Source organism: Massilia sp. TS11, assembly GCF_022012445.1.
Classification (GTDB): Bacteria; Pseudomonadota; Gammaproteobacteria; order Burkholderiales; family Burkholderiaceae_D; genus Telluria.
The window spans coordinates 149,106-170,379 of the sequence record NZ_JAKLTS010000002.1 but is presented as its reverse complement, the minus strand read 5'-3'; the positions used below and the strand labels follow the sequence as shown (position 1 = coordinate 170,379).

Sequence of the window (21,274 nt, the reverse complement as noted above, 5' to 3'; positions counted from 1 at the left end):
AGCGCCGCGAATCGCGTATCCTGTCCGCGTTCAATTTCTTTGTTCCTGACCATGCGAAGCCTTCTTCTTGCTGCGTCGATGCTGATCGGCGCCGAAGCCGCGGCCGCCGAACTGGCCGTCCTCACCCCCGTCATCCAGGATAAGCAAGCGCTGATGCGCCCCGGTCCGCAGGGCGGCGCGCCGGCGCCGGTGCTGACCCGCGTGCACAGCGGCGCCCTGCACAGCGCTTTGCAGAAGGAGGCGCGCCAGGGCTTCACCGCCAGCATGCTGCAGCTGGATGAAGCGGCGATGCGCCTGGCCGGCAAAGGCCAGCGCACCTGGCTGATGCTGGCGCAGGAAGACGGCGGCTTCGCGCGCAGTGGCTTCTGGCTGCGCGAGGGCGCGCACGAGCGCTTTGTCGACGAGCCCTTCGTCGATCTGGTGGTCGACGCCGACAGCGTGGCCGATGGCAGTTTCGAAGAGATCTTCGCGCATGAACTGGGCCACGTGCTGCTGCGCCGCCTGCTGCCCGCCCTGCCCAATGGCTTTGCGCGCGCGGCCCATCACAGCTACAGCCTGACCGACCAGCAGACCGCGTTTGACGAAGGCTTCGCCACCCATTTCCAGGCGCTGGCGCGCCGCTTCACGCGCAATGCGCGTCTGCAGGCGCAGGACCAGGGCATCGAATTCAAGGCCTTCACGCCGCTGTGGGAATCCAACTTCGACCGCGCCATGCGCATCGAGGGCGTGCGCCAGAATCTGTTCGTCCACCACCAGATCGGCAGCGAGCCCACGGCTTTCGACCGCGCCCGTCTGCGCAACGGCGCGCAGCTCTTGGCCTCCGAAGGCTTTCTGGCCACCGTGTTCTACCGCCAGCAGGCGCCTGGCAGCCAGCAGGCACTGGCCGCGCGCTACACGCCGCTGTTCCGCGCCTTCATGGATCTGAACCGCCAGCCCCTCACGCCGGACAGCGCCCTGCTGCCGTTGCTGGCCCAGTCGCTCAACAAAGTCGCTCCGGCCGCCGGCCAGGCCTTCATCAAGCAGATTGTGGAGACCAGCTACGGCGTGCTGGGCGCACCGGCCCTGGCCAGCAAGACCGAAGCTCTGGCCCTGGCTGGGCGCAAAGGCGATGGCGAGGCTTTCGTTCCGGCCCTGCAGGCCCTGCGCAAGGAGATGGCCGCCGCCGTCGCCGCCGTGCAGGCCGCACCCGCCCGCCTGGCCGAGCACACCGGCCCCGCCCTGTGGCTGCTGGCGGGCGAACAGTGCTGGGATCTGAATACGGCCGACGCGGCGCAGTTGGCTGCCTTGCCCGGCATCGGCGCGGAGGCAGCCGCACGCGCCGTCGCCAGCCGCGATCGCGATGGCCTGTTCAAGGATCTGGCCGACGCCACGCAGCGCAGCGGCATCGCGCCCGCAGCCCTGAACGCGCTGGCCGCAGCGGCACGCGCCGCCGGTCCGCTAACCCGCCAGTGACACCGCCAGCGGCGCTGCCTGCGCCGCTGCGCACCGCACCACCTCGCCGATGACGAGGATGCTCGGGCTGCCCAGACCGGCGCGGCCGATATCCTCGGCCATCGCATCGAGCGTCGTCAGCAACTGGGCCTGCTGCGGCGTGCTGGCCGACTGGATCACCGCCACCGGTATGGCGGCGCGCATGCCAGCCGCCAGCAGGGCCGTCTGAATTTCGCGGCAGCGCGCCACGCCCATGTAGATGACGAGGGTCAGGCCGGTGCGCGCCAGCGCCGCCCAATCGGGCGCGCTACCCGCGCCGCCATCGGCCCGCTCGTGGCCCGTGACGAAAATCGCACCCGCGCTGAAGTCGCGGTGCGTGAGCGGCACGCCGATGCTGGCCGGCGCGGCCAGGCCCGCGCTGATGCCGTTGACGACTTCCACCACAAGGCCTGCTGCTTCCAGGTGCGCCTTCTCCTCGCCGCCGCGGCCGAACATATACGGGTCGCCGCCCTTCAGGCGCACCACGCAATGGCCCGCACGCGCCTCGGTGATCATCAGCTTTTCAATGAAGGCCTGCGGGGTGGAGGCGCAGCCGCCGCGCTTACCCACATGGATGACACGCGCCTGCGGCCGCGCATGCCTGAGCACCGCATCGGGCACCAGGGCATCAACCAGCAGCACATCGGCTGCCGCAATCGCCTTCACCGCCTTCAGGGTCAACAGCTCCGGATCGCCCGGCCCCGCACCCACCAACATCACCTTGCCCATATTCGTCCCGCCTGTCGCTGCACATACGGGCATCACAGCAAGACACGTGCCACGTTTCAGGCACCGGCTTGGTGCATCGCCCGCGCCACACGCACGCACTGCGCCACCTGGTCCGCAATCGAGGGCGGCACCGGCAGCGCACCGGCCAGCACGCGGCCAATCCAGGCGGCCGTGGTGGCGGCGTCGCGTTCGACGGGCAGCTCCGGCGGCGTATCGGCCACGCCCTGCTTCTCCACGATTACCGTGCGCTCGCCCTCGTGGAACCAGTCGATCTGCTGCGCGCGCACGGCATTGGCCACGGTCTCGCCCTCGGTTCCGCGCATCAGGAAGGCGTCGGCGCGCGCTTCGGTGAAGTAAGCGCCGAGCATCTCCAGATATTCCGGGTGCGTGTAGGAGACCAGGCGCAGCGCGCGTCCCTGCAGCGGCTGCAGAATCTTCACCAGTGTATGAGTGCTGTTGCGCACACCGAGCACGCGGCGCAGCGCCAACAGCCGCGCCATGTCCGGCGCCAGCACATCGATCGGCAGAAAAGCCGGCTGGCCAGCGCCAATGGCCGCCACCGCCTCCGCTGGCGTGGCGCAGGGCGCGAGGCCCAGCGCCGCCATCACTTCGGCCGTGGTCACGCGCCCCACATCGGTGCGCACGCCGTGCACCAGCACCGGCACGCCCTCACGCGCCAGCAGCAGGGCCAGCAAGGCGGTCAGATTGGCCATCTTGCGCGCGCCGTTGTAAGACGGGATCAGCACCGGTGCCGCCGTCGCAGCGGGCAGCACCAGGCGCGGGAACGAGGCCTCGGCCGCGTCGAGGAAGCCGGCGATCTCCTCCACCGATTCGCCCTTGATGCGCATGGCCAGCAGCACCGCGCCGAGTTCGAGATCGGACACGCGGCCAGCCAGCATGGCCGCATACAGCGCGCGCGCATCGGCACGGCTCATGCTGCGCGCACCATGCTTGCCGCGGCCGATTTCCTTGATCAGATGGGCACAGGGGAAAGCGTCCATGGTCAGCACCAGTTCGGGATTCGGGCTACACTAGACGACCCACGCCGTAAAAACCGCACAGCTAAAGTCCGCATCATGATTACCCCAGATATTGAAAACATCAACGTTACCTCTTTCGCCTCGATGCCCACGCCCGAGGAACTGCATGCCAAGCTGCCGCTGACCGAAACCGCCTTTGACGCGGTCATGCGCGGCCGCGAAACGCTGCGTAACATCCTCGACCGCAAGGACAAGCGCCTGTTCGTCGTCGTCGGCCCCTGCTCGATTCACGATCCGGTGGCCGGCCTCGATTATGCCCGTCGCCTGAAAGCCCTGCAGGAGAAGGTGAAAGACACGATGTATCTGGTCATGCGCGTCTACTTCGAAAAGCCGCGCACCACCACCGGCTGGAAGGGCTACATCAACGATCCGTTCATGGACGACTCCTTCCGCGTCGACGTCGGCATGGAGAACGCGCGCCGCTTCCTGCTGGACGTGTGCGAGATGGACATGCCCACCGCCACCGAAGCGCTCGACCCGATCTCGCCGCAGTACCTGGGCGACCTGATCGCCTGGACCGCCATCGGCGCGCGCACCACCGAATCGCAGACCCACCGCGAAATGTCGTCCGGCCTCTCGACCCCGGTCGGCTTCAAGAACGGCACCGACGGCGACATCAGCATCGCCGTCAACGCCATCCTGTCGGCCGCCCACCCGCACGCCTTCCTCGGCATTAATGGCGAAGGCAAGGTGTCGATCGTGCGCACGCGCGGCAACGCCTACGGCCACGTGGTGCTGCGCGGCGGCGACGGCCGTCCGAACTACGACTCGGTCTCGGTCAAGATCGCCGAGCAGGCGCTGGCCAAGGCCAAGCTGCCCGCCAATCTGGTGGTGGACTGCTCGCACGCCAACAGCTACAAGAAGCCGGAACTGCAACCGCTCGTGATGTCCGACGTGATCCAGCAGATCAAACACGGCAACCAGTCGCTGGTGGGCGTGATGATCGAATCGAACATCGTCGGCGGCAACCAGAAGATCCCGGCCGACCTGTCGGAACTGAAGTACGGCTGCTCCGTCACCGATGGCTGCATCGGCTGGGAAGACACCGAGGCCATGCTGCTGGCCGCCCACGCCGAACTGCTGAACCGCCCGTAAGCGGCGCCCGGCCCGGCGGTGCAGGCGTTCACACCTGCGCCGCTGCGGCCACCATCCGTTTCAGCTCCGGCACGCAGGACCCGCAGCTCGTCCCGCATTTCAGTTCTCCCTGCAGACGCGCCAAGCCATCTTCGCCCGGCGCCGCTGCGGCCAGACAGGCCGCAATCTCGGCCTCCGCCACACCCAGACAACTGCACACCACCTTTCCGCGCGCCTTGAAGCCCTGCGGCGCCGTGGCCGACGGCGACAGCAGCAGCCGGCCCAGACTGCGCACATCGGCGCCCGTCTCCAGCAGCTGGCGCAGCCACTGCTCCGCGGCCGTATCGCCGGCCAGGGCCACGGCCTGCAGCTGCCCGTCGCGCACCAGCATGCGCCGCGCATTGCCACGACGGGTATCCTCGTAACGCAGCACCAAGGCGCCCTCGATGCCAAACAGGGCTTCGATCTCGCTCACCAGGGCTGGCGCGGCAGCATAGTCGTCGGCCGCGCGGAACAAAACGCCGCAGCGCTCGCGGCCAAACAGGGTGCAGGCGGCAAACGCGAAGCGCCCGTAGTAGCTGCGCAGGCGGGCCTGCAGCCGCAGGGCCTGGGCCTCGTCCACCCAGGCGAAAACGGCAAAGCGCCATGGCAGCTCGGCCTTCAGCACTTTGACGGCCGCGTTTTTCAGCTCCGGCTGGAAGGACTTGGGGTCGATGGCAGGCACGGTCAGGCCGTTCACCCCCAGCGCGGGGCCACGGCCGGACACATACTCCGGCCCCCAGTGCATGGGCATGAACACCTGGCCGCGCCGCTGGCCGGGGTCGGCCCGCACCGGCAGAATCAGCGTGGCGCGGCGGCTGGTAACATGCACCAGATCGCCCTCGGCCAGCCCGCGGCGCGCCATATCGTCGGGCGCCATCTGCAGACTCGGTTCGGCCACGTGCGCAAACGCCTGGGGCGACGTCGCGGTGCGGCTCATACCATGCCACTGGTCGCGCAGGCGGCCGGTGTTCAACTGGAAGGGGTAGCGCGCGTCGGCCGGCTCTGCCACCGGCACATAAGGCGTCGGCACGAAGCGCGCGCGGCCTGAAGGCGTGGGGAAGACGCCGTCTTCGTACAGGCGCTGGCGGCCCGCCTGCGCGCCCTCGGGATACGGCCATTGCTGCGCCCCCTGCTGCTCCAGCAGCGCATACGACAGCCCGGTGATATCGAGGTCACGGCCGCGCGTCGAGGCGCGGTGTTCGTTCCAGACCGACTCAGGATCGGGGTAGTCGAAACGGATGCCCGGCTTTTCGAGCTTGGCGGCCACGGCGCGCGCCACCTGCGCGGCGATCTCCCAATCGTGGCGGGCCTGGCCGGGCTTGGGCAAGGCCGCGCGGACACGTGTGATGCGCCGCTCCGAATTGGTGACCGTACCCTCCTTTTCGGCCCAGGTGGTGGCCGGCAGCAGCAGATCGGCGTAGGCGACCGTGGCGGTGCTGGCAAAGGCCTCCTGCACGATGACAAAGTCCACCTTCTCGAGTGCGGCGCGCACCAGCTTCTGGTCCGGCATCGACTGGGCCGGATTGGTGCAGGCGATCCACAGCACCTTGATGCGGCCTTCCGCCGCCGCTTCAAACATCTCCACTGCCGTCAGCCCGCGTTCGGCAGGCACCGCGTCGACACCCCACAGCGCTGCCACTTCGGCGCGCTGCTGCGGGTCGGCCAGGTCGCGATGGGCCGACAGCAGATTGGCCATGCCGCCCACTTCGCGCCCGCCCATGGCATTCGGCTGACCGGTCAGCGAGAACGGGCCGGCGCCGGGTTTGCCGATCTGGCCGGTGGCCAGGTGCAGGTTGATCAGCGCCGCGTTCTTGGCCGTGCCGCTGCTCGACTGGTTCAGGCCCTGACAGTAGAGCGACAGCGCGGCACGCGCGCTGCCGAACCAGCGCGCCGCCTGCAGCAGGTCCGCCTCGGGGATGCCGCAGATGGCCGCCACATGCGCCGGCGTGAAATCTCGCACGGCATCGCGGATGGCGTCGAAGCCCTCGGTATGGGCGGCGATGAAGGCCTGATCGGCAAAGCCCTCCCACAGGCACAGGTGCAGCATGCCGTTGAACAGGGCGACGTCGGTACCGGGCAGGATCGGCAGATGCAGCGTGGCCTCGGCGGCGGTATCGGTGCGCCGCGGATCGGCCACGATGATCTTCATCTCCGGGCGCGCGGCGCGGGCGGCCTCCAGCCGGCGATACAGCACCGGGTGGGCGTAGGCCATATTGGCGCCGGCGATGAAGACCACGTCGGCCAGCGCGATATCCTCGTAACAGGCGGGCGGCGCGTCGGCGCCCAGGGTCTGCTTGTAGCCGGCTACCGCGCTCGACATGCACAGGCGCGAGTTGGAGTCGATGTTATTCGTCCCCAGCAGGCCCTTGGCGAATTTATTGAAGACGTAGTAGTCCTCGGTCAGCAGCTGGCCCGAGATGTAGAAGGCGACGCTGTCCGGCCCATAGGCCTGCACGGCATTGGCGATACGCCCGGCCGCCACCTCGACCGCATACTCCCAGCTGACCGGCGCCCGCACGCCCTGGCGCAGCACGCGCAGCGCCGGCGCCAGCGCCCGCACCTGCTGCTGCACCAGCGGCCGCGCGGTCTGATGCAGATTGCTGCCCTTGCTGCACAGGCGGCCGAAATTGGCCGGATGGTCCGGATCGCCGCGCACACCGAGCACCTGCTGGCCGTCGGTGCTGACGATGACGCCACAGCCCACGCCGCAGTAGCAGCAGGTGGTGCGTACTTCACTCGCCATACAGCTCGCTCAGGTCGAGTGCCACTTCACCATTCTCCACCCGCACGGCAAAGCGCTGCGTGCAGCCTTCGTCGGGCGATACGGCGCAGCCGTTGTGCAGCTCGATCTGCCAGTTATGCAGCGGGCAGGCGACCCGCTCGCCAAACACAATCCCCTGCGATAGCGGGCCGCCCTTGTGCGGACATTTATCGAGCAGCGCGAAGACCTTGTCCTCGCTGTTGCGAAAGATCGCCACCGGCACGGCATCGCCACGCGCCACCACGCGCGCCCCGAGCACAGGGATGTCGCTCACTTTGCAGATCGTCTTCCATTCAGGTTTCATCGACATTCCTTATACCGACAGAGGTTGAAACTGGCGCACATCGACCTGGGCGGCCTCGCTCTGCAGCCACGGGTCGGGCTGTCCTTCGAGCGCAAACAGCAGGCGTTCATACAGGGCCTGGCGATTGGCCGCATCCTCCACCACCTTCTGCTTCACATAGTCGAGGCCTACGCGGCCCACGTAGTGCACGGTGCGCTCCAGATACCAGCCCTCCTCGCGATACAGCTGCAGGAAGGCGCCGGCCATTTCGCGCACCTCCTCGTGGGTCTTCACCTTGACGAGGAACTGCGCGACCTCGGTCTTGATGCCGCCGTTCCCGGCCACGTAGATCTCCCAGCCGGAATCGACGCCGATCACGCCCACGTCCTTGATACCGGCTTCGGCGCAGTTGCGCGGGCAGCCCGACACCGCCAGCTTGACCTTGTGCGGCGCGTACATCAGCTTCAGTTCGTGTTCGAGCTCCTGGCCCATGCGCGTGGAATCCTGCGTGCCGAAGCGGCACCATTCGCTGCCGACGCAGGTCTTCACGGTGCGCAGACCCTTGGCGTAAGCCAGGCCGCTGGGCATGCCCAGGTCCTGCCAGACGCTGCGCAGGTCTTCCTTCTTCACCCCCAGCAGGTCGATGCGCTGGCCGCCCGTCACCTTCACCGTCGGGATCTTGTACTTGTCGACCACGTCGGCGATGCGGCGCAGATCGGCCGCCGTCGTCTCGCCGCCGAACATGCGCGGAATGACCGAATAGGTGCCATCCTTCTGGATATTGGCGTGCGAGCGTTCGTTGATGAAGCGCGACTGCGGATCATCCACCGCCTCGCGCGGCCAGGTCGAAATCAGGTAGTAGTTCAGGGCCGGGCGGCAGCTCGCGCAGCCGTTCGGGGTGCGCCACCCGAGCGCCTGGATCACCTGCGGGATGGCGGTCAGGTGCTGGTTGCGGATCGCCTCGCGCACCTGCTGGTGGCTGTGCTCCGTGCAGCCGCACATCGGCTTGACCTTGCTGGCCACCGAATAGTCGCCGCCCGCCGTGGCCATGATGATCTGCTCCACCAGGCCGGTGCAGGAGCCGCACGAGGCCGAGGCCTTGGTGTGCTTGCGCACGTCCTCCAGCGTGAACAGGCCCTTTTCCTTGATGGCCTTGACGATGCTGCCCTTGCAGACGCCGTTACAGCCGCACACCTCGGCGTCATCCGGCATGGCGGCGGCCTTGGTATGCCCCTCGTGGCCGACGTCGCCGGGGCGGCCCGTGTTCGATTCGCCGAACATCAGGCTATCGCGGATATCGCTGATGCTGCGGCCCTCGCGCAGCAGCTTGAAGTACCAGCTGCCGTCGACCGTGTCGCCGTACAGGCAGGCCCCCACCAGTTTGTCGTCCTTGATCACGAGGCGCTTGTAGACGCCGCCGATCGGGTCGGACAGCACGATGTCCTCGGTGCCCTCCCCGCCCATGAAGTCGCCGGCCGAGAACAGGTCGACGCCGGTGACTTTCAGCTTGGTCGACGTGACCGAGCCCTGGTAGCGGCCGATGCCGAAATTGGCCAGATGGGTCGCGCACACGCGCGCCATCTCGAACAGCGGCGCCACCAGGCCATACGCCACGCCGCGGTGATTGACGCATTCGCCCACCGCGTAGATGCGCGGATCGAAGGTCTGCATGGTGTCGTTGACGACGATGCCGCGCTCGCAGTGCAGGCCCGCGCTCTCGGCCAGCGCCGTATTCGGGCGGATGCCGACCGCCATCACCACCAGATCGGCAGGCGCCTCGCTGCCATCGCTGAAGCGGATCGCGCGCACACGCCCGTGCTCGTCGCCGAGCAGGCACTGGGTCTGCTTCTCGAGCAGGAAATGCAGGCCGCGCGACTCCAGCTCCTGCTGCAGCATCTTGCCGGCCACGGGGTCGAGCTGGCGCTCCATCAGCCATTTGGGCAGATGCACCACGCTGACGTCCATGCCGCGCATTTTCAGGCCATTGGCCGCTTCCAGGCCAAGCAGGCCGCCGCCGATCACCACCGCATGCTTGTACCGCGCGGCCGCGGCGATCATGGTGTTGGTGTCATGGATGTCGCGGTAGGCGATCACGCCATCGAGTTCGCGCCCCGGCACCGGCAGCATGAACGGGGTCGAGCCGGTCGCCAGCAGCAGGCGGTCGTATTCGGCCGTGGTGCCGTCTTCGGCCACCACCAGGCGGCGCGCGCGGTCGATCTGCACGACCTTTTTGCCCAGATGGAGAGTGATGCCGAGCGAGGCGTACCAGTCCTCGTCATTGAGCATGATGTCCTGGATGGTCTGCTCGCCAGCCAGCACCGGCGACAGCAGGATGCGGTTGTAGTTGGCATAGGGCTCGGCGCCGAACACCGTGATCTCATACAGGTCCGGCGCCAGCTTGTGCAGCCCCTCGAGCGTGCGCACCCCGGCCATCCCGTTCCCCACCATTACCAGCTTCAGTTTCTTCATGATGCCTCCTTGATACCCTCTCCTTTGCAAATTCGGTGCCAGGCGGGTGGAAAGCGGTGAACTAGTTCGAAAGGATGAGACGCGATGGCGCACGCGCACCAACAAGGTGCGGCCGGTGCGGCCGCTGGTGCAGTCTGGCGGCGCTTTGGACGGCGCACCGAAGTGGCACGGCGCTTGCATTCAGAGCGGGCATCCCCTCACATTGGAGCCTTTGATGAGCAAGACGTCCTTCTGGAAAGCGGGCCACCTGCCTACGCTGTTCGCCGCCTTCTTCTACTTTGACCTGTCCTTCATGGTCTGGGTCATTCTCGGGCCGCTGGCCGTGCAGATCTCGAAGGACCTGGGCCTGACGCCCGCGCAGAAAGGCTTCATGGTGGCCGTGCCGCTGCTGGCCGGCGCCGTGCTGCGCATCGTGATGGGCGTGATGGTCGATCACCTGAAGCCGAAGAAGGCGGGCCTGATCGGCCAGCTGGTGGTCATCGCGGCCATGCTCTGGGCCTGGCAGGGGCGGCTCGATTCCTACGCCAGCATGCTGCTGCTGGCCTGCCTGCTTGGCGTGGCCGGCGCCGCTTTTGCCGTGGCCCTGCCGCTGGCCTCGCGCTGGTACCCGCCCGAACATCAGGGCACGGCGCTCGGCATCGCCGGCGCCGGCAACAGCGGTACCGCGCTGGCGGCCCTGGTGGCGCCCTCGCTGGCCCTCAGCTACGGCTGGCAGAACGTGTTTGGCCTGTGCCTGATTCCGCTCGGTCTGGCCCTGCTGGTCTACGTGGGCATGGCCAAGGACGCGCCGACCGCGCCGGAGCCCAAGCAGCTGAAGGCCTACCTGGCCGTGCTGAAGGACCGCGACGCCTGGTGGTTCATGTTCTTCTACGCGGTGACCTTTGGCGGCTTCTCCGGTCTGGCCTCCTCGCTGACGATCTACTTCAACGCCCAATACGGCATCGCGCCTGTCACGGCGGGCTATCTGACGGCCGGCTGCGTGTTCGCCGGTTCGCTCGTGCGCCCGCTCGGCGGCCGGCTGGCCGACCGCATCGGCGGCATCCGCACGCTGACCGGCATGTACGCGATCGCCGCCGCCATGCTGGTGATCGCCAGCGACGGCATGTCCGACGCCCTCAGCGCCATGCTGGTGTTCGTGCTGGCCATGCTGGCCCTGGGCTGCGGCAATGGCGCCGTGTTCCAGCTGGTGCCGCAGCGCTTTCGCAAGGAGATCGGCGTGATGACCGGCCTGGTGGGCATGGCCGGCGGCGTCGGCGGCTTCTACCTGGCCTCCAGCCTTGGCCTGTCGCGCCAGTACACGGGCAGCTATCAGGCGGGCCTGCTGCTGTTCGCCGGACTGGCCATCGTGGCCTTGCTGGGCCTGACCGCGGTGAAGACGCGCTGGCGCACCACCTGGGGCAGTGCCGCCATGACCACGGCCCGGGTGTGACATGGTGCTGACTGTCGCCGTCGGCCATGCCACCCGCACCGGCCCGCGCAAGCGCAACGAGGATTTTCTCGGCGTCGTCACGCCGCATCTGCCTGACCTGAACAGCAAGGGCGTGCTGGCCGCCATCGCCGATGGCGTCTCGGGTAACGAAGGTGGGCGCGAGGCGGCCGAATACACGGTGCGCGGCCTGCTCTCGGATTACTACGCCACGCCCGACACCTGGACGGTGGCGCAGGCGATGGAGCGCGTGGTCCGCGCCTGCAATAGCTGGGTGCAGCAGCAGGGCGCCGTGCGGCCCGAGCTTGCGGGCATGGCCACCACACTGACCGGCGTCGTGCTGCGCGGCGGCTTCTACTACTTCGTCCATGTCGGCGACAGCCGCCTGTATCTGCTGCGCGATGGCGAACTGCACTGCCTGACCACGGACCATGTCTGGGACCGGCCCGAGATGCGCCATGTGCTGACCCGCGCCGTGGGCCTGGACAGCCAGATCACCATCGACCACGGCATGGGCGAGCTGCGCAGCGGCGACGTGCTGCTGCTGGCCACCGACGGCGTCTGGGCCTATCTGAAGCCGCCCGCGCTGCGCGCCCTGCTGGCGCAGACCACCGGCGCCGTGAGCGAGCAGCCCGAGGCCGATGCCAGCGCCGGCGCGACGGCCGAAGCAATCGTCGATGCCGCCCTGGCCGCCAGTGGGCGCGACAACGCCAGCGCCCTGGTGCTGCGCGTACTGGCCCTGCCCGAGCTGAACCTGCGCGACAGCGTGGCCAGCATCGGCCATCTGCCGGTGCCACCGCGCCTGCAGGCGAGCCAGGTGTTCGAAGGCCTGCGCGTGGAGGAGCTGCTGCACGCCTCGCCGACCACCCTCGTCTACCGCGTGAGCGAGCCGGCCAGCGGGCGCGATCTGGTGCTCAAGACCCTGAGCCCGGAGCGCGGCGACGATCCCGAGGAACGCAGCGCCTTCGCCCACGAGGAATGGCTGGCGCGGCGCGCGGTGGCGCGCTTCTTCGCCCAGGTGGTCAATCCGCCCCAGCGCAACTACCTGTACTACCTGAGCACCTACCACGCCGGCCATTCGCTGCAAGAGCAGGTCGACGCCGGCCACCACTGCACCGTGCCGGAAGCCCTGAACCTGGCCACGCAACTGGTGCGCGCGGTCGGCGCCCTGCACCGGCGCGCCATCCTGCACCGCGATATCAAGCCGGCCAATGTGCATTGCGGCGAGGACGGCCAACTGCGCCTGCTCGACTTCGGCGTGGCCCAGTCGGGCCTGACGCGCGAGAGCGCCAGCGCCAGCCAGGCCGGCACCCCGTCCTTCCTCGCGCCCGAGCTGTTCGAGGGCGCGCCGGCCAGCCCCAGTACCGATCTGTATGCGCTCGGCGTCACGCTTTACTATGTGCTGACGCGGCGCTACCCGTACGGTGAGGTGGAGGCTTTCCAGCGCCCGCACTTCGGCGCGCCGGCCAGCCCGGTGCGCTACCGGCCCGATATCCCGCCCTGGTTCGAGAGCCTGCTGCTGAAGGCGGTGGCGCGCCTGCCGGCCGAACGCTTCGAAACAGCCGAGGAATTCCTGATCGCGCTCGAACGCGGGGCCACCCGGCCGCTGCCCGCGCCGGCCCCGACGCCGCTGGTGGCACGCCTGCCGCGGCTGGCCCTGTGGCGCGCGCTGGCCCTGGCCGCGCTGGCGGGGAACCTGGTCCTGGGCTGGCTGCTGGTGCGCGGATGATCGTTTACAATGGCGGTTTGGCTTGTATCCGGCAGACCGTTTCATGATTGTCCTCGGCATCGAATCCTCCTGCGACGAAACCGGGCTCGCGCTCTATGACACCGAGCGCGGCCTGCTTGGCCACGCCCTGCACTCGCAGGTGGCCATGCACGAGGAATACGGCGGCGTGGTGCCGGAACTGGCCTCGCGCGACCATATCCGGCGCGCCCTGCCGCTGCTGGAGCAGGTGCTGCAGCAGTCGGGCGTGGCGCTGGCCGAGGTGGATGCGATCGCCTACACGCTCGGCCCCGGCCTGGCGGGGGCGCTGCTGGTCGGCTCCTCGATCGCCTGCAGCCTCGGGCTCGCGCTCGATAAGCCGGTGCTCGGCGTGCACCACCTCGAAGGCCACCTGCTGTCGCCCCTGCTGGCCAGCGAGCCGCCGGCCTTTCCGTTCATCGCCCTGCTGGTCTCGGGCGGCCACACTCAGCTGATGCGGGTCGACGGCGTCGGCCAGTACACGCTGCTCGGCGAAACCCTGGACGACGCGGCCGGCGAAGCCTTCGACAAATCGGCCAAGCTGCTCGGCCTCGGGTATCCGGGCGGGCCGGCCATTTCGCGCCTGGCCGAATTCGGCGACCCCGCCGCCTACAAGCTGCCGCGCCCGATGCTGCACTCGAAGGACTTCAACTTCAGCTTCTCGGGCCTGAAGACGGCCGTGCTCACGGTGGTCAAGAACCAGACCAATGTGTGCGAGCAGGACAAGGCGAATATCGCGCGCGGCTTCGTCGACGCCATCGTCGACGTCCTGACCGCCAAATGCGTGAACGCGATCCGCCATTCGGGCCTGAAGCGCCTGGTGATCGCCGGCGGCGTGGGCGCCAATGCGCAGCTGCGCGCCTCGCTCAATGCGGCGGCGGCCAAGCGCAAATTCCGCGTGTATTACCCGGAGCTGCAGTTCTGCACCGATAACGGCGCCATGATCGCCTTCGCCGGCGCCATGCGCCTGCAGATCAATCCGCAGGCCGCCAAAAAAGACTACAGCTTCAACGTGCGCCCGCGCTGGCCGCTGGAAGAACTGCGCGTCATCTGAGCGAAGGATCGGCGCGCAGCCGGTCGACGATCAGGTCGATGAAAGCGCGCACCTTGGCCGAGGCATGGCGCCCTTCGCGGTGGATCACATGGATCGGCAACGGCGCCAGTTCGTAGGCTGTCAGTAGGGCTTCCAGTTCGCCATTGGCCAGATAGGGCGCCACCTGATACGACATCAGGCGGGTGATGCCCAGGCCATGGCGCGCCGCTTCGATGGCGCCATCGTTGCTGGTGACGGTCAGGCGCGGACGGATGCGCAGCGGCTGCACGCTGCCATCGACCAGAAAACGCCACTCCACCGCCGCCTGCATGTTCACTGTGGCCAGCAGCGTGTGGCGCTGCAGCTCCAGCGGCGACTGCGGATAGCCGGCCGCCGCCAGATAGCCGGGCGCGGCCACCAGCATGCGCCGCACCCGCCCCACGGGAATCGCGTGCAGGGTCGAATCGGGCAGCTCGCCGATGCGTACGCCGACGTCGATCCCCTCCTCCATCAGATTGACCACGCGGTCGGCCAGGGTCGCTGCGACGTCGGTATCGGGATAGCGGCGCAGGTAGTCGACAATGGCCGGCATCACATGCAGTTTGCCGAACAGGACAGGCGCGGTCACTTTCAGATGGCCGCGCGGCGCGGCGTGGATGCCGCCGGCCGCTTCATCGGCTTCGTCGACTTCGATCAGGATGCGGCGCGCGTCATCGAGGTAGCGCGCGCCGGCGTCGCTGACGCGCACATGGCGCGTGGTGCGATTCAGGAGCTTGACCCCGAGGCGCTGCTCGAGCGCGGCCACGGCGCGCGTGACGGCCGGCGCCGACATGCCGAGGCGGCGCGCGGCGGCGGCAAAGCTTTCCTCTTCGGCGACCGCCACGAACACTTGCATCAGATGCAGGCGGTCCATCGGGGGTCTACTCGCCGGCAGCGGCGATCTGGCGCAGGGCCTGTTCGAAGACTTGCGGCGGCTGGCCGCCCGAAATCAGATGGCGGTTATTGATGATCACGGCCGGCACCGAGTTGATCCCGGCGCGCAGATAGTATTGTTCGCGCTCGCGCACCTCGGCGGCAAAGCGCTCGCTGGCCAGAATGGCGGCGGCTTCGGCGCGGTCCAGACCGGCCTTGTCGACGGCGGCCAGCAGCACCTCGGTGGCGCCGGGGTTTTCGCCTCGCGTGAAATAGGCTTCGAACAGGGCCATCTTCAGGGCCTGCTGGCGGCCCGAATCCTCGGCCCAGTGCAGCAGGCGGTGGGCGTCGAAGGTGTTGTAGATGCGGCTGCGCTGGTCCATGTCGAACACGAAGCCCAATTCGGCGCCGCGCGCGCGGATCATTTCCTGGGTCTGCTGCAGCTGCTGCGGGCTGGCGCCGTATTTGCGCGCCAGGTGGGCGATGATGTCCTCGCCCTCGGCGCCCATGTCGGGATTGAGTTCAAACGGCTGGAAGCGGATCTCGGCGTGCACCGCGTCGGCGGCATTGGCCAGCGCCTGCTCCAGGCTTTTCAGGCCGATGGCGCACCAGGGGCAGGAGACGTCGGAGACGAAATCGATATGCAGTGAGGTAGTCATCCCCACAGTGTCGCACACTTGCGGGGATGACGCAGGCAGGGCTTACTTCTTGGCCTTGGAGCCGATGCGGCTCTCTTTGCCGGCCAGCAGATTGGCGATATTCGCGCCGTGGCGGTAGAACAGCAGCGCGCTCATGACGACCACGGCGAAGAATTTGTCGTTAATGCCGAACAGCAGACCGTAGTAGAAAGGCGCAAACAGGGCCGCGATCAGGGCCGCCAGCGAGGAATAGCGGAAGGCATAGGCCACCACCAGCCAGGTCACCAGGGTCGCCAGGCCAAGCCAGCCATTGAGGGCCAGCAGCACGCCCAGGGCCGTGGCCACGCCCTTGCCGCCGACAAAGCGGAAGAACACCGGCCACAGGTGGCCCAGGAAGACGGCCACGGCCACCAGGGCCACGCCGAGATCGCCGACGCCATACTGGTCGCCAAACTGCTGGGCCAGGAAGACGGCCAGCCAGCCCTTGGCGCCGTCACCGATCAGGGTGGCAATCGCGGCCGCCTTGTTCCCGCTGCGCAGGACATTGGTGGCGCCCGGGTTCTTGGAGCCGTAGGTGCGCGGGTCAGCCAGGCCGAACAGGCGGCTGCTGACGACGGCAAAGGAAATCGAGCCGATCAGGTAGGCGGCAAGCGCAAACAGGAAGGTATTCATCACAGTTCCCAAAGCAAGCGGAAGCCGCGACTATACACCATCGCCCCACACCGCCGGCAAGCTGCCTTGGACCAGCGGATGGGGCGAAAGTTCGCAGATGTCCGATTGCCGGACCTGACACCGTTCAGGATTTGGCTTTGATCAGGGCCAGGGCGCGGTTCAGGGCGTCGGCTTCGGGGCTGGGCTCGTCGGGCTGCACGCCTTTGCCTTCCCAGTTGCTCTTGGTCTTGGCGCCGATCGTCTCGCCAATCGGGATCGACACCGTGTAGTTCGGGTGCGGCGCCACGAAGGTGTTCGGGTTGGCGGCCCCGCTCGTGACTTCGCCGACCACCTTGGCGCGGCCGTGCGTCTGCATCGCGTAGGCAAAGGCTTCGCCGGCCGAGAAGGTGCGCTTGGCCGTCAGGATGTAGACGGGCTTGTTCAGATAGCGCGGGCCGGGTAGCCAGGGCACGGTCGCGTACGGCACGCTCTCGCCCATGCGCGGGAAATGGATGGTCTGCAGCACTTCGGGCTCGCCGTCGAAGAAATAACTGGCCAGGTGCATGATCATCACGCCGCCGCCGCGGTTGTGGCGCAGGTCGATGATCAGGGCGTCGGTATTGGCCAGGAACTGCATGGCGCCGGCCAGGGCATTACCCCCGGCCGCCGCGTCCGCAAACTGGTCGATGCGCAGATAGCCGACATTGTTCTCGAGGACTTCGGCATGCTTGATGCCCCAGTTGATCTTGCGGTCTTCCTCGGGACCGCCGGGCGCGGCGCGCGGGCGCGGCTTGTCGCGGTAGCTGACGCTCATGTGCTGATCGTGGCTGATCGCCTGCATGTCGCTGGTCAGGCGCTTGGCCAGCTCGGGACCGCTGGCCACGCTGTCGTACTCGCCACGCTGGGCGCGCGCTTCGAGATCGGCGGCGATCTGGGTGGCCTGCTCGGGCAGGCGGTATTGTTCGACCAGGGCTTTGGCCACGCCGCTGATGACTTGCTTGCGGGTGGCGGGGTCGAGGGTGTCGGCGGCCTGGCTGGCCAGGGTCAGCAGGCTCAGGCTGGCAGCCAGCAGGTGACGGCGGATCGGGTGCATCGTTCTACCTTTATTTTGTTGGAAACGTAGAAAGATGTTAACGCTGAATTTACTGCGTTTGGCGAGGATATTCTCTGTTTAGTATGCATAATTCAGCGTTTTTCTCTGAAATTTATGCCGAAACAGAGCAAATCACTGGACGTCCGGCCAATTGCCTGGTTGCATCACTTCGCGCAGGATCATGCGGCTCTGGGTGTCGAGCACGTCGCCGCTGGCGCGCAGGGCTTCGAGCACGCGCACAAAATCGTTCTGGTCGCGCACGGCGAGGCGCAGCGCGTAATCGTAGCTGCCGGCCAGCAAGGTGGCGCCGACCACGCCGGGCAGGCCGCGCAGGAAGGATTCGAAACGGGCGGCCGGGGCGCCGGCCTGCAGCTTGACTTCGACCAGGGCCTGCAGATGCAGGCCGAGTGCGGCCGGGTCGACGTCGGCATGCACGCCGCGGATGTGGCCGCGCGCCTGCAGCTGGCGCACGCGCTCGGCCACGGCATTCGGGCTCAGATGGACCTGCTCGCCCAGCTCCTTGTAGCTCTGGCGGCCGTCGCGCGCCAGCAGGGCCAGCAGTTCGCGGTCGATCCGGTCCAGGCTCATGCGAGGCCGACCACCACGGGCTGGGCGCCCAGCAGCGGCGCCAGCACGGCCGGGTCGATCCCGACCAGGAAGCCGCGCCGCCCGCCGTTGATGTAGATCTTGGGCAGGGCCAGGATGCTCTGCTCGACGTACACAGGCATTTTCTTGCGCGTGCCGAAGGGGCTGGTGCCGCCGATCAGAAAGCCGGTGTGGCGGTTGGCCACCTCGGGCGCGCACGGTTCGATGCGCTTGCAGCCGACCTGGCGCGCCAGCTCCTTGGTCGAGACCTTGCGGTCGCCATGCATGAGCACGACCAGGGGCTTGGCCGCCTCGTCCTGCATGATCAGGGTCTTGACGACGTGGTGCTCGTCCACGCCGAGCTCGCGCGCGGATACGGCCGTGCCGCCGTGTTCCTCATAGGCGTAAGGGTGTTCGGTGAACGCCACCTTATGCTGCCGCAGGAAGGCGGTCGCGGGCGTTTCGGAAACATGCTCTTTCTTGGCCATCGTGTTACGCTGAACTTCAGGGAGGTTCTACATTATGCAGCAAGAGACTCGGGTTGCCACCTTTAACGTTTTGAATCTGGCCCCGCCGGGCGTGGCATTGTATGAGAATCTGGCGGTCTGCGGACCGGACGAGGTCGAGGCCAAGCTGGCCTGGCTGGCGCGCCAGTTCGATCTGCTCGATGCCGATGTGGTGGCCGTGCAGGAGGTCTTTTCCCAGGCCCTGCTCGATGCGGTGCTGGCGCGCACGCGCGGCTATCGCACGGCCCTGCGCCTGGGTCAGGACCCGGCGCCCGGCGCCGCCCGCTACACGCCGAATGTGGCCCTGGTCACGCGCCTGCCGCTGGCCGGGCCGGTGCGCATGCTCGACTTTCCGCCCGAACTCGGCGCCGGACCGGACACGCCGGGCTTTGCGCGCGCGCCCCTGCTGGCGACGCTGCAATGGGCCGATGGCACGCTGGTCGATGTGATCGTCGTGCATCTGAAATCGCGCCGCCCCGATTACCGCGTCGGCGAGTCGATGGACGATCCCGTGCAGTTCAGTCTGGCCCACCTGCGCTCGCTGCACTGGCGCGCGCTCGAGGCGGCCGCGCTGCGCGTGCACGTCAGCCGGCTGCTGGGCGCGGGCCGGCCCTGCATCGTGCTCGGCGACTTCAATGATGCGATCGGCGCCGTGACCACTGAACTGGTGCTCGGCTATGGGGCCGAGCCGGCCACCCGCCTGGCCGACGCGGCGGCCATCGCCCACAACCGTCCGAGCAATGCCTTCACTTTGCTGCACGAGGGCGTGGCCTCGACCATCGACCATATTCTGGTGTCGCCCCAGCTGGCCGTGAGCGAGGTCCACTACTTCAACCAGCATCTGCGCGAACACGAACCGGGCGCGTCCGATCATGGCCAGGTGCTGGCCAAGCTGTACCGCGCGCCGCCGCCCGCCTGAGGCCTACTGGCGCGCGCGCGCCAGCTGGGGCGCGGCCGTGGCTAGGCTGGCCAGATGGCCCTGGTATTCGTCACAGCCCTGCTGCTGGAGAAAGGCCAGCTGCTCGGCCGTTTCCACCCCTTCGGCCGCCACCCGCAGCTTGAGGCTGCGCGCCAGCGCGATGATGGCGGGCACCAGCTCGGTGTCGTCGACGAACGAGCGGTCGATCTTGATTTTGCTGATGGGGAAATTGCGCAGGCGCGCCAGGCTGGCCGCCCCGGTGCCGAAATCATCGAGCGTGACCTGCACCCCACGCGCCTGCAGGGCGGCGAACGCATCGACGGCGCCATGGTCGCCCTGCATGATCATGGCCTCGGTCACTTCGAGTTCGAGAAAGCGGGCTTCGAGGCCGGCGCGCTGCAGGGCCGTGTCGACATAGCCGACCAGATCGGCATTGAGGAACTGGGCGCTCGACAGATTGACGGCCACCACCACCGGAAAGCCGAGGTCGCGCCAGGCGCGCGCCTGCTCGCAGGCCTTGCGCAGCACCCACTCGCCGATCTGCAAAATCAGGCCATTGGACTCGGCCACCGGGATGAACTGCTCGGGCAGCATGGTGCCCAGGCGCGGATGGCGCCAGCGGATCAGGGCCTCGACCCCGATCGTCAGGCCCGAGGACACCTGCACTTCGGGCTGGTATTCGAGCACGAATTCCTCGTTCGCCAGGGCCTGGCGCAGCGCATTCTCGAGCTCGATGCGTTCGACCACGTGGGCGTTCATGGTCGGGCTGAAGAAGCGGAACTCGCCGCGCCCGTCCTGCTTGGCGTGGTACATGGCGAGGTCGGCATTGTGGACCAGCTCGTCGGCCCCGCCGCCGTCGCCGGGCCACAGCGCAATGCCGACCGAACAGCCGACGCGCACCTCGGGCAGCTCGGGCAGACGGATCGCATGGATGGCGTCGATAACGCTGGCCGCCACGTGGGCCGCCTGGTCGGGCCCGCCGATGTCGACCAGGATCAGCACGAATTCGTCGCCGCCGCGCCGGCTGACCGTGTCGGCCCCGCGCACGCAGCGCGTGAGCGCGCCGGCCACGGCCTTGAGCACGGCGTCGCCGGTCGCATGGCCATGGGTGTCGTTGATGTCCTTGAAGCGGTCGAGATCGAGAAACAGGATGGCCAGCTGGGTGCGGTGACGCTGGGCCGAGGCCAGGGCCAGCTGCAGGCGGTCGGCAAACAGCACGGTATTGGGCAGGCCCGTCAGAAAGTCGTGCTCGGCCTGGTAGCGCGTGCGGTCTTCATGGAGCTTGCGCTCGGTAATGTCGGTGAAGATGGCCATGTAATGACTGACCTGGCGCTGGGCATCGACGATGGCGGTGATGGCGGCGGAGGCCGGAAACAGGCGGCCGTCGCGCGCGGTGGCGCGGAACTCGCCCTTCCAGTGGCAATGGCTGAGCAGGTGCTGACGCGCCTCGGGCCCGCCGTCGACCTCGTGCGAGTCGCTCAGGCAGGACAGGCCGGGCGTGCCGTGCACCGCCTGGGCGCTAAAGCCGGTAATCTGCTCGAACGCATCATTCACCGCGAGAATGCGCCAGTCGGCATCCATGATGGCGATGGCGTCGCGGCAATGGGCAAACACCTGGGCCTGCATTTCGAGACTGGCGACGACATGCAGCAACTCCCCCAGCGCCTGGCTCGCGGAGACAAGGCGCTGGTGGACGGCATGGACAGGCTCTGCGCTCACGGCTGCTTATCTTTTCGATCGAAGCTTTCATCTTCCTCCCACCTATATGCATAGCGCTTGTGGCGCCTCAATCGGGCCGGCATTTCATCCGCTTTTTTTGCAGTTCAGCGTCCGGAATGCACCACTCATCGCATTCCGCTCGCCGCCAGCGGCCCCGCTTCCTATAGTGCTCGCATGCGC

18 protein-coding genes are annotated in these 21,274 nt (G+C 67.8%); 6 read left to right on the top strand and 12 right to left on the bottom strand.

Features of this window, described 5'->3' with window-relative positions; genetic code table 11:
- Positions 1-51: 51 nt before the first annotated feature.
- A complete protein-coding gene (locus LZ005_RS04270) occupies positions 52-1,452 on the top strand; it encodes a helix-hairpin-helix domain-containing protein (protein WP_237805037.1) in 1,401 nt (466 codons plus the stop codon).
- Here LZ005_RS04270 and cobA read toward each other — a convergent pair.
- Together cobA and ybiB are read right to left on the bottom strand one after the other, a co-directional pair.
- On the bottom strand, positions 1,438-2,199 hold the full coding sequence (gene cobA, locus LZ005_RS04265; protein WP_237805035.1) for a uroporphyrinogen-III C-methyltransferase: 762 nt from the start codon (positions 2,197-2,199) through the stop codon (positions 1,438-1,440). The two genes, LZ005_RS04270 and cobA, sit on opposite strands and share 15 nt — an antisense overlap.
- Before the next feature lie 56 nt (positions 2,200-2,255).
- Entirely contained in the window at positions 2,256-3,200 is a 945-nt protein-coding gene (ybiB, locus tag LZ005_RS04260; protein ID WP_237805033.1) for a DNA-binding protein YbiB, read from the bottom strand.
- Positions 3,201-3,275: 75 nt separating this feature from the next.
- Here ybiB and LZ005_RS04255 point away from each other — a divergent pair, with 75 nt between their 5' ends.
- Complete coding sequence (locus LZ005_RS04255) at positions 3,276-4,334, top strand: 3-deoxy-7-phosphoheptulonate synthase (protein ID WP_237805031.1); 1,059 nt, start codon at positions 3,276-3,278, stop codon at positions 4,332-4,334.
- 28 nt (positions 4,335-4,362) lie between these two features.
- Here the strand turns inward: LZ005_RS04255 and LZ005_RS04250 are convergent, their stop codons facing one another.
- The 3 genes from LZ005_RS04250 to nirB are packed head-to-tail and all read right to left on the bottom strand — an operon-like array spanning position 4,363 to position 9,868.
- On the bottom strand, positions 4,363-7,098 hold the full coding sequence (locus LZ005_RS04250) for a molybdopterin oxidoreductase family protein (protein ID WP_237805029.1): 2,736 nt from the start codon (positions 7,096-7,098) through the stop codon (positions 4,363-4,365).
- Positions 7,088-7,420 carry a nitrite reductase small subunit NirD gene (nirD, locus tag LZ005_RS04245; protein ID WP_237805027.1) on the bottom strand — a complete coding sequence of 111 codons (333 nt, stop codon included), beginning with the start codon at positions 7,418-7,420 and terminating at the stop codon, positions 7,088-7,090. Before nirD ends, LZ005_RS04250 begins: the two co-directional genes overlap by 11 nt.
- Before the next feature lie 9 nt (positions 7,421-7,429).
- Entirely contained in the window at positions 7,430-9,868 is a 2,439-nt protein-coding gene (nirB, locus tag LZ005_RS04240; protein ID WP_237805025.1) for a nitrite reductase large subunit NirB, read from the bottom strand.
- A 214-nt stretch (positions 9,869-10,082) separates the two neighbouring features.
- Here nirB and LZ005_RS04235 point away from each other — a divergent pair, with 214 nt between their 5' ends.
- Genes LZ005_RS04235 through tsaD form a run of 3 tightly spaced genes read left to right on the top strand, consistent with a single transcriptional unit; the run spans position 10,083 to position 14,092 of the window.
- Entirely contained in the window at positions 10,083-11,297 is a 1,215-nt protein-coding gene (locus LZ005_RS04235; protein ID WP_237805023.1) for a NarK/NasA family nitrate transporter, read from the top strand.
- A 1-nt stretch (position 11,298) separates the two neighbouring features.
- The gene (locus LZ005_RS04230; protein ID WP_237805021.1) at positions 11,299-13,023 is read left to right on the top strand and encodes a bifunctional protein-serine/threonine kinase/phosphatase; all 1,725 of its coding nucleotides are present in this window, start codon (positions 11,299-11,301) and stop codon (positions 13,021-13,023) included.
- 43 nt (positions 13,024-13,066) lie between these two features.
- Positions 13,067-14,092 (top strand): tRNA (adenosine(37)-N6)-threonylcarbamoyltransferase complex transferase subunit TsaD, encoded by a 1,026-nt coding sequence (tsaD, locus tag LZ005_RS04225; protein ID WP_237805019.1) that lies wholly within the window; start codon positions 13,067-13,069, stop codon positions 14,090-14,092.
- Here tsaD and LZ005_RS04220 read toward each other — a convergent pair.
- From LZ005_RS04220 to ybaK, 6 genes are all read right to left on the bottom strand, one after another.
- Positions 14,085-14,984 carry a LysR family transcriptional regulator gene (locus tag LZ005_RS04220; protein ID WP_237805017.1) on the bottom strand — a complete coding sequence of 300 codons (900 nt, stop codon included), beginning with the start codon at positions 14,982-14,984 and terminating at the stop codon, positions 14,085-14,087. The genes tsaD and LZ005_RS04220 overlap by 8 nt on opposite strands.
- Before the next feature lie 7 nt (positions 14,985-14,991).
- On the bottom strand, positions 14,992-15,642 hold the full coding sequence (locus tag LZ005_RS04215; RefSeq protein WP_237805015.1) for a DsbA family oxidoreductase: 651 nt from the start codon (positions 15,640-15,642) through the stop codon (positions 14,992-14,994).
- Positions 15,643-15,684: 42 nt separating this feature from the next.
- Positions 15,685-16,293 (bottom strand): glycerol-3-phosphate 1-O-acyltransferase PlsY, encoded by a 609-nt coding sequence (gene plsY / locus LZ005_RS04210; RefSeq protein WP_237805013.1) that lies wholly within the window; start codon positions 16,291-16,293, stop codon positions 15,685-15,687.
- Positions 16,294-16,417: 124 nt separating this feature from the next.
- Positions 16,418-17,365 carry a S41 family peptidase gene (locus LZ005_RS04205; RefSeq protein ID WP_237805011.1) on the bottom strand — a complete coding sequence of 316 codons (948 nt, stop codon included), beginning with the start codon at positions 17,363-17,365 and terminating at the stop codon, positions 16,418-16,420.
- 132 nt (positions 17,366-17,497) lie between these two features.
- On the bottom strand, positions 17,498-17,953 hold the full coding sequence (locus LZ005_RS04200; protein WP_237805009.1) for an Lrp/AsnC family transcriptional regulator: 456 nt from the start codon (positions 17,951-17,953) through the stop codon (positions 17,498-17,500).
- The gene (ybaK, locus tag LZ005_RS04195) at positions 17,950-18,438 is read right to left on the bottom strand and encodes a Cys-tRNA(Pro) deacylase (RefSeq protein ID WP_237805007.1); all 489 of its coding nucleotides are present in this window, start codon (positions 18,436-18,438) and stop codon (positions 17,950-17,952) included. The genes LZ005_RS04200 and ybaK overlap by 4 nt, the downstream gene beginning before the upstream one ends.
- 34 nt (positions 18,439-18,472) lie before the next feature.
- Here ybaK and LZ005_RS04190 point away from each other — a divergent pair, with 34 nt between their 5' ends.
- Positions 18,473-19,375, top strand: coding sequence for an endonuclease/exonuclease/phosphatase family protein (locus LZ005_RS04190; protein ID WP_237805005.1), 903 nt, complete (start codon positions 18,473-18,475; stop codon positions 19,373-19,375).
- A 3-nt stretch (positions 19,376-19,378) separates the two neighbouring features.
- Here the strand turns inward: LZ005_RS04190 and LZ005_RS04185 are convergent, their stop codons facing one another.
- On the bottom strand, positions 19,379-21,094 hold the full coding sequence (locus LZ005_RS04185) for a GGDEF and EAL domain-containing protein (protein WP_237805003.1): 1,716 nt from the start codon (positions 21,092-21,094) through the stop codon (positions 19,379-19,381).
- Between the last annotated feature and the right edge of the window lie 180 nt (positions 21,095-21,274).

Excerpts from the sequence above, each read along its gene's own strand:
- cobA (WP_237805035.1), bottom strand. The coding sequence starts at position 2,199 with ATGGGCAAGGTGATGTTGGTGGGTGCGGGGCCGGGCGATCCGGAGCTG.
- nirB (WP_237805025.1), bottom strand. The coding sequence starts at position 9,868 with ATGAAGAAACTGAAGCTGGTAATGGTGGGGAACGGGATGGCCGGGGTG.
- nirD (WP_237805027.1), bottom strand. The coding sequence starts at position 7,420 with ATGAAACCTGAATGGAAGACGATCTGCAAAGTGAGCGACATCCCTGTG.
- plsY (WP_237805013.1), bottom strand. The coding sequence starts at position 16,293 with ATGAATACCTTCCTGTTTGCGCTTGCCGCCTACCTGATCGGCTCGATT.
- LZ005_RS04255 (WP_237805031.1), top strand. The coding sequence starts at position 3,276 with ATGATTACCCCAGATATTGAAAACATCAACGTTACCTCTTTCGCCTCG.
- LZ005_RS04230 (WP_237805021.1), top strand. The coding sequence starts at position 11,299 with ATGGTGCTGACTGTCGCCGTCGGCCATGCCACCCGCACCGGCCCGCGC.
- LZ005_RS04250 (WP_237805029.1), bottom strand. The coding sequence starts at position 7,098 with ATGGCGAGTGAAGTACGCACCACCTGCTGCTACTGCGGCGTGGGCTGT.
- tsaD (WP_237805019.1), top strand. The coding sequence starts at position 13,067 with ATGATTGTCCTCGGCATCGAATCCTCCTGCGACGAAACCGGGCTCGCG.
- LZ005_RS04220 (WP_237805017.1), bottom strand. The coding sequence starts at position 14,984 with ATGGACCGCCTGCATCTGATGCAAGTGTTCGTGGCGGTCGCCGAAGAG.
- ybaK (WP_237805007.1), bottom strand. The coding sequence starts at position 18,438 with ATGGCCAAGAAAGAGCATGTTTCCGAAACGCCCGCGACCGCCTTCCTG.
- LZ005_RS04200 (WP_237805009.1), bottom strand. The coding sequence starts at position 17,953 with ATGAGCCTGGACCGGATCGACCGCGAACTGCTGGCCCTGCTGGCGCGC.
- LZ005_RS04270 (WP_237805037.1), top strand. The coding sequence starts at position 52 with ATGCGAAGCCTTCTTCTTGCTGCGTCGATGCTGATCGGCGCCGAAGCC.
- LZ005_RS04205 (WP_237805011.1), bottom strand. The coding sequence starts at position 17,365 with ATGCACCCGATCCGCCGTCACCTGCTGGCTGCCAGCCTGAGCCTGCTG.
- ybiB (WP_237805033.1), bottom strand. The coding sequence starts at position 3,200 with ATGGACGCTTTCCCCTGTGCCCATCTGATCAAGGAAATCGGCCGCGGC.
- LZ005_RS04215 (WP_237805015.1), bottom strand. The coding sequence starts at position 15,642 with ATGACTACCTCACTGCATATCGATTTCGTCTCCGACGTCTCCTGCCCC.
- LZ005_RS04190 (WP_237805005.1), top strand. The coding sequence starts at position 18,473 with ATGCAGCAAGAGACTCGGGTTGCCACCTTTAACGTTTTGAATCTGGCC.
- LZ005_RS04235 (WP_237805023.1), top strand. The coding sequence starts at position 10,083 with ATGAGCAAGACGTCCTTCTGGAAAGCGGGCCACCTGCCTACGCTGTTC.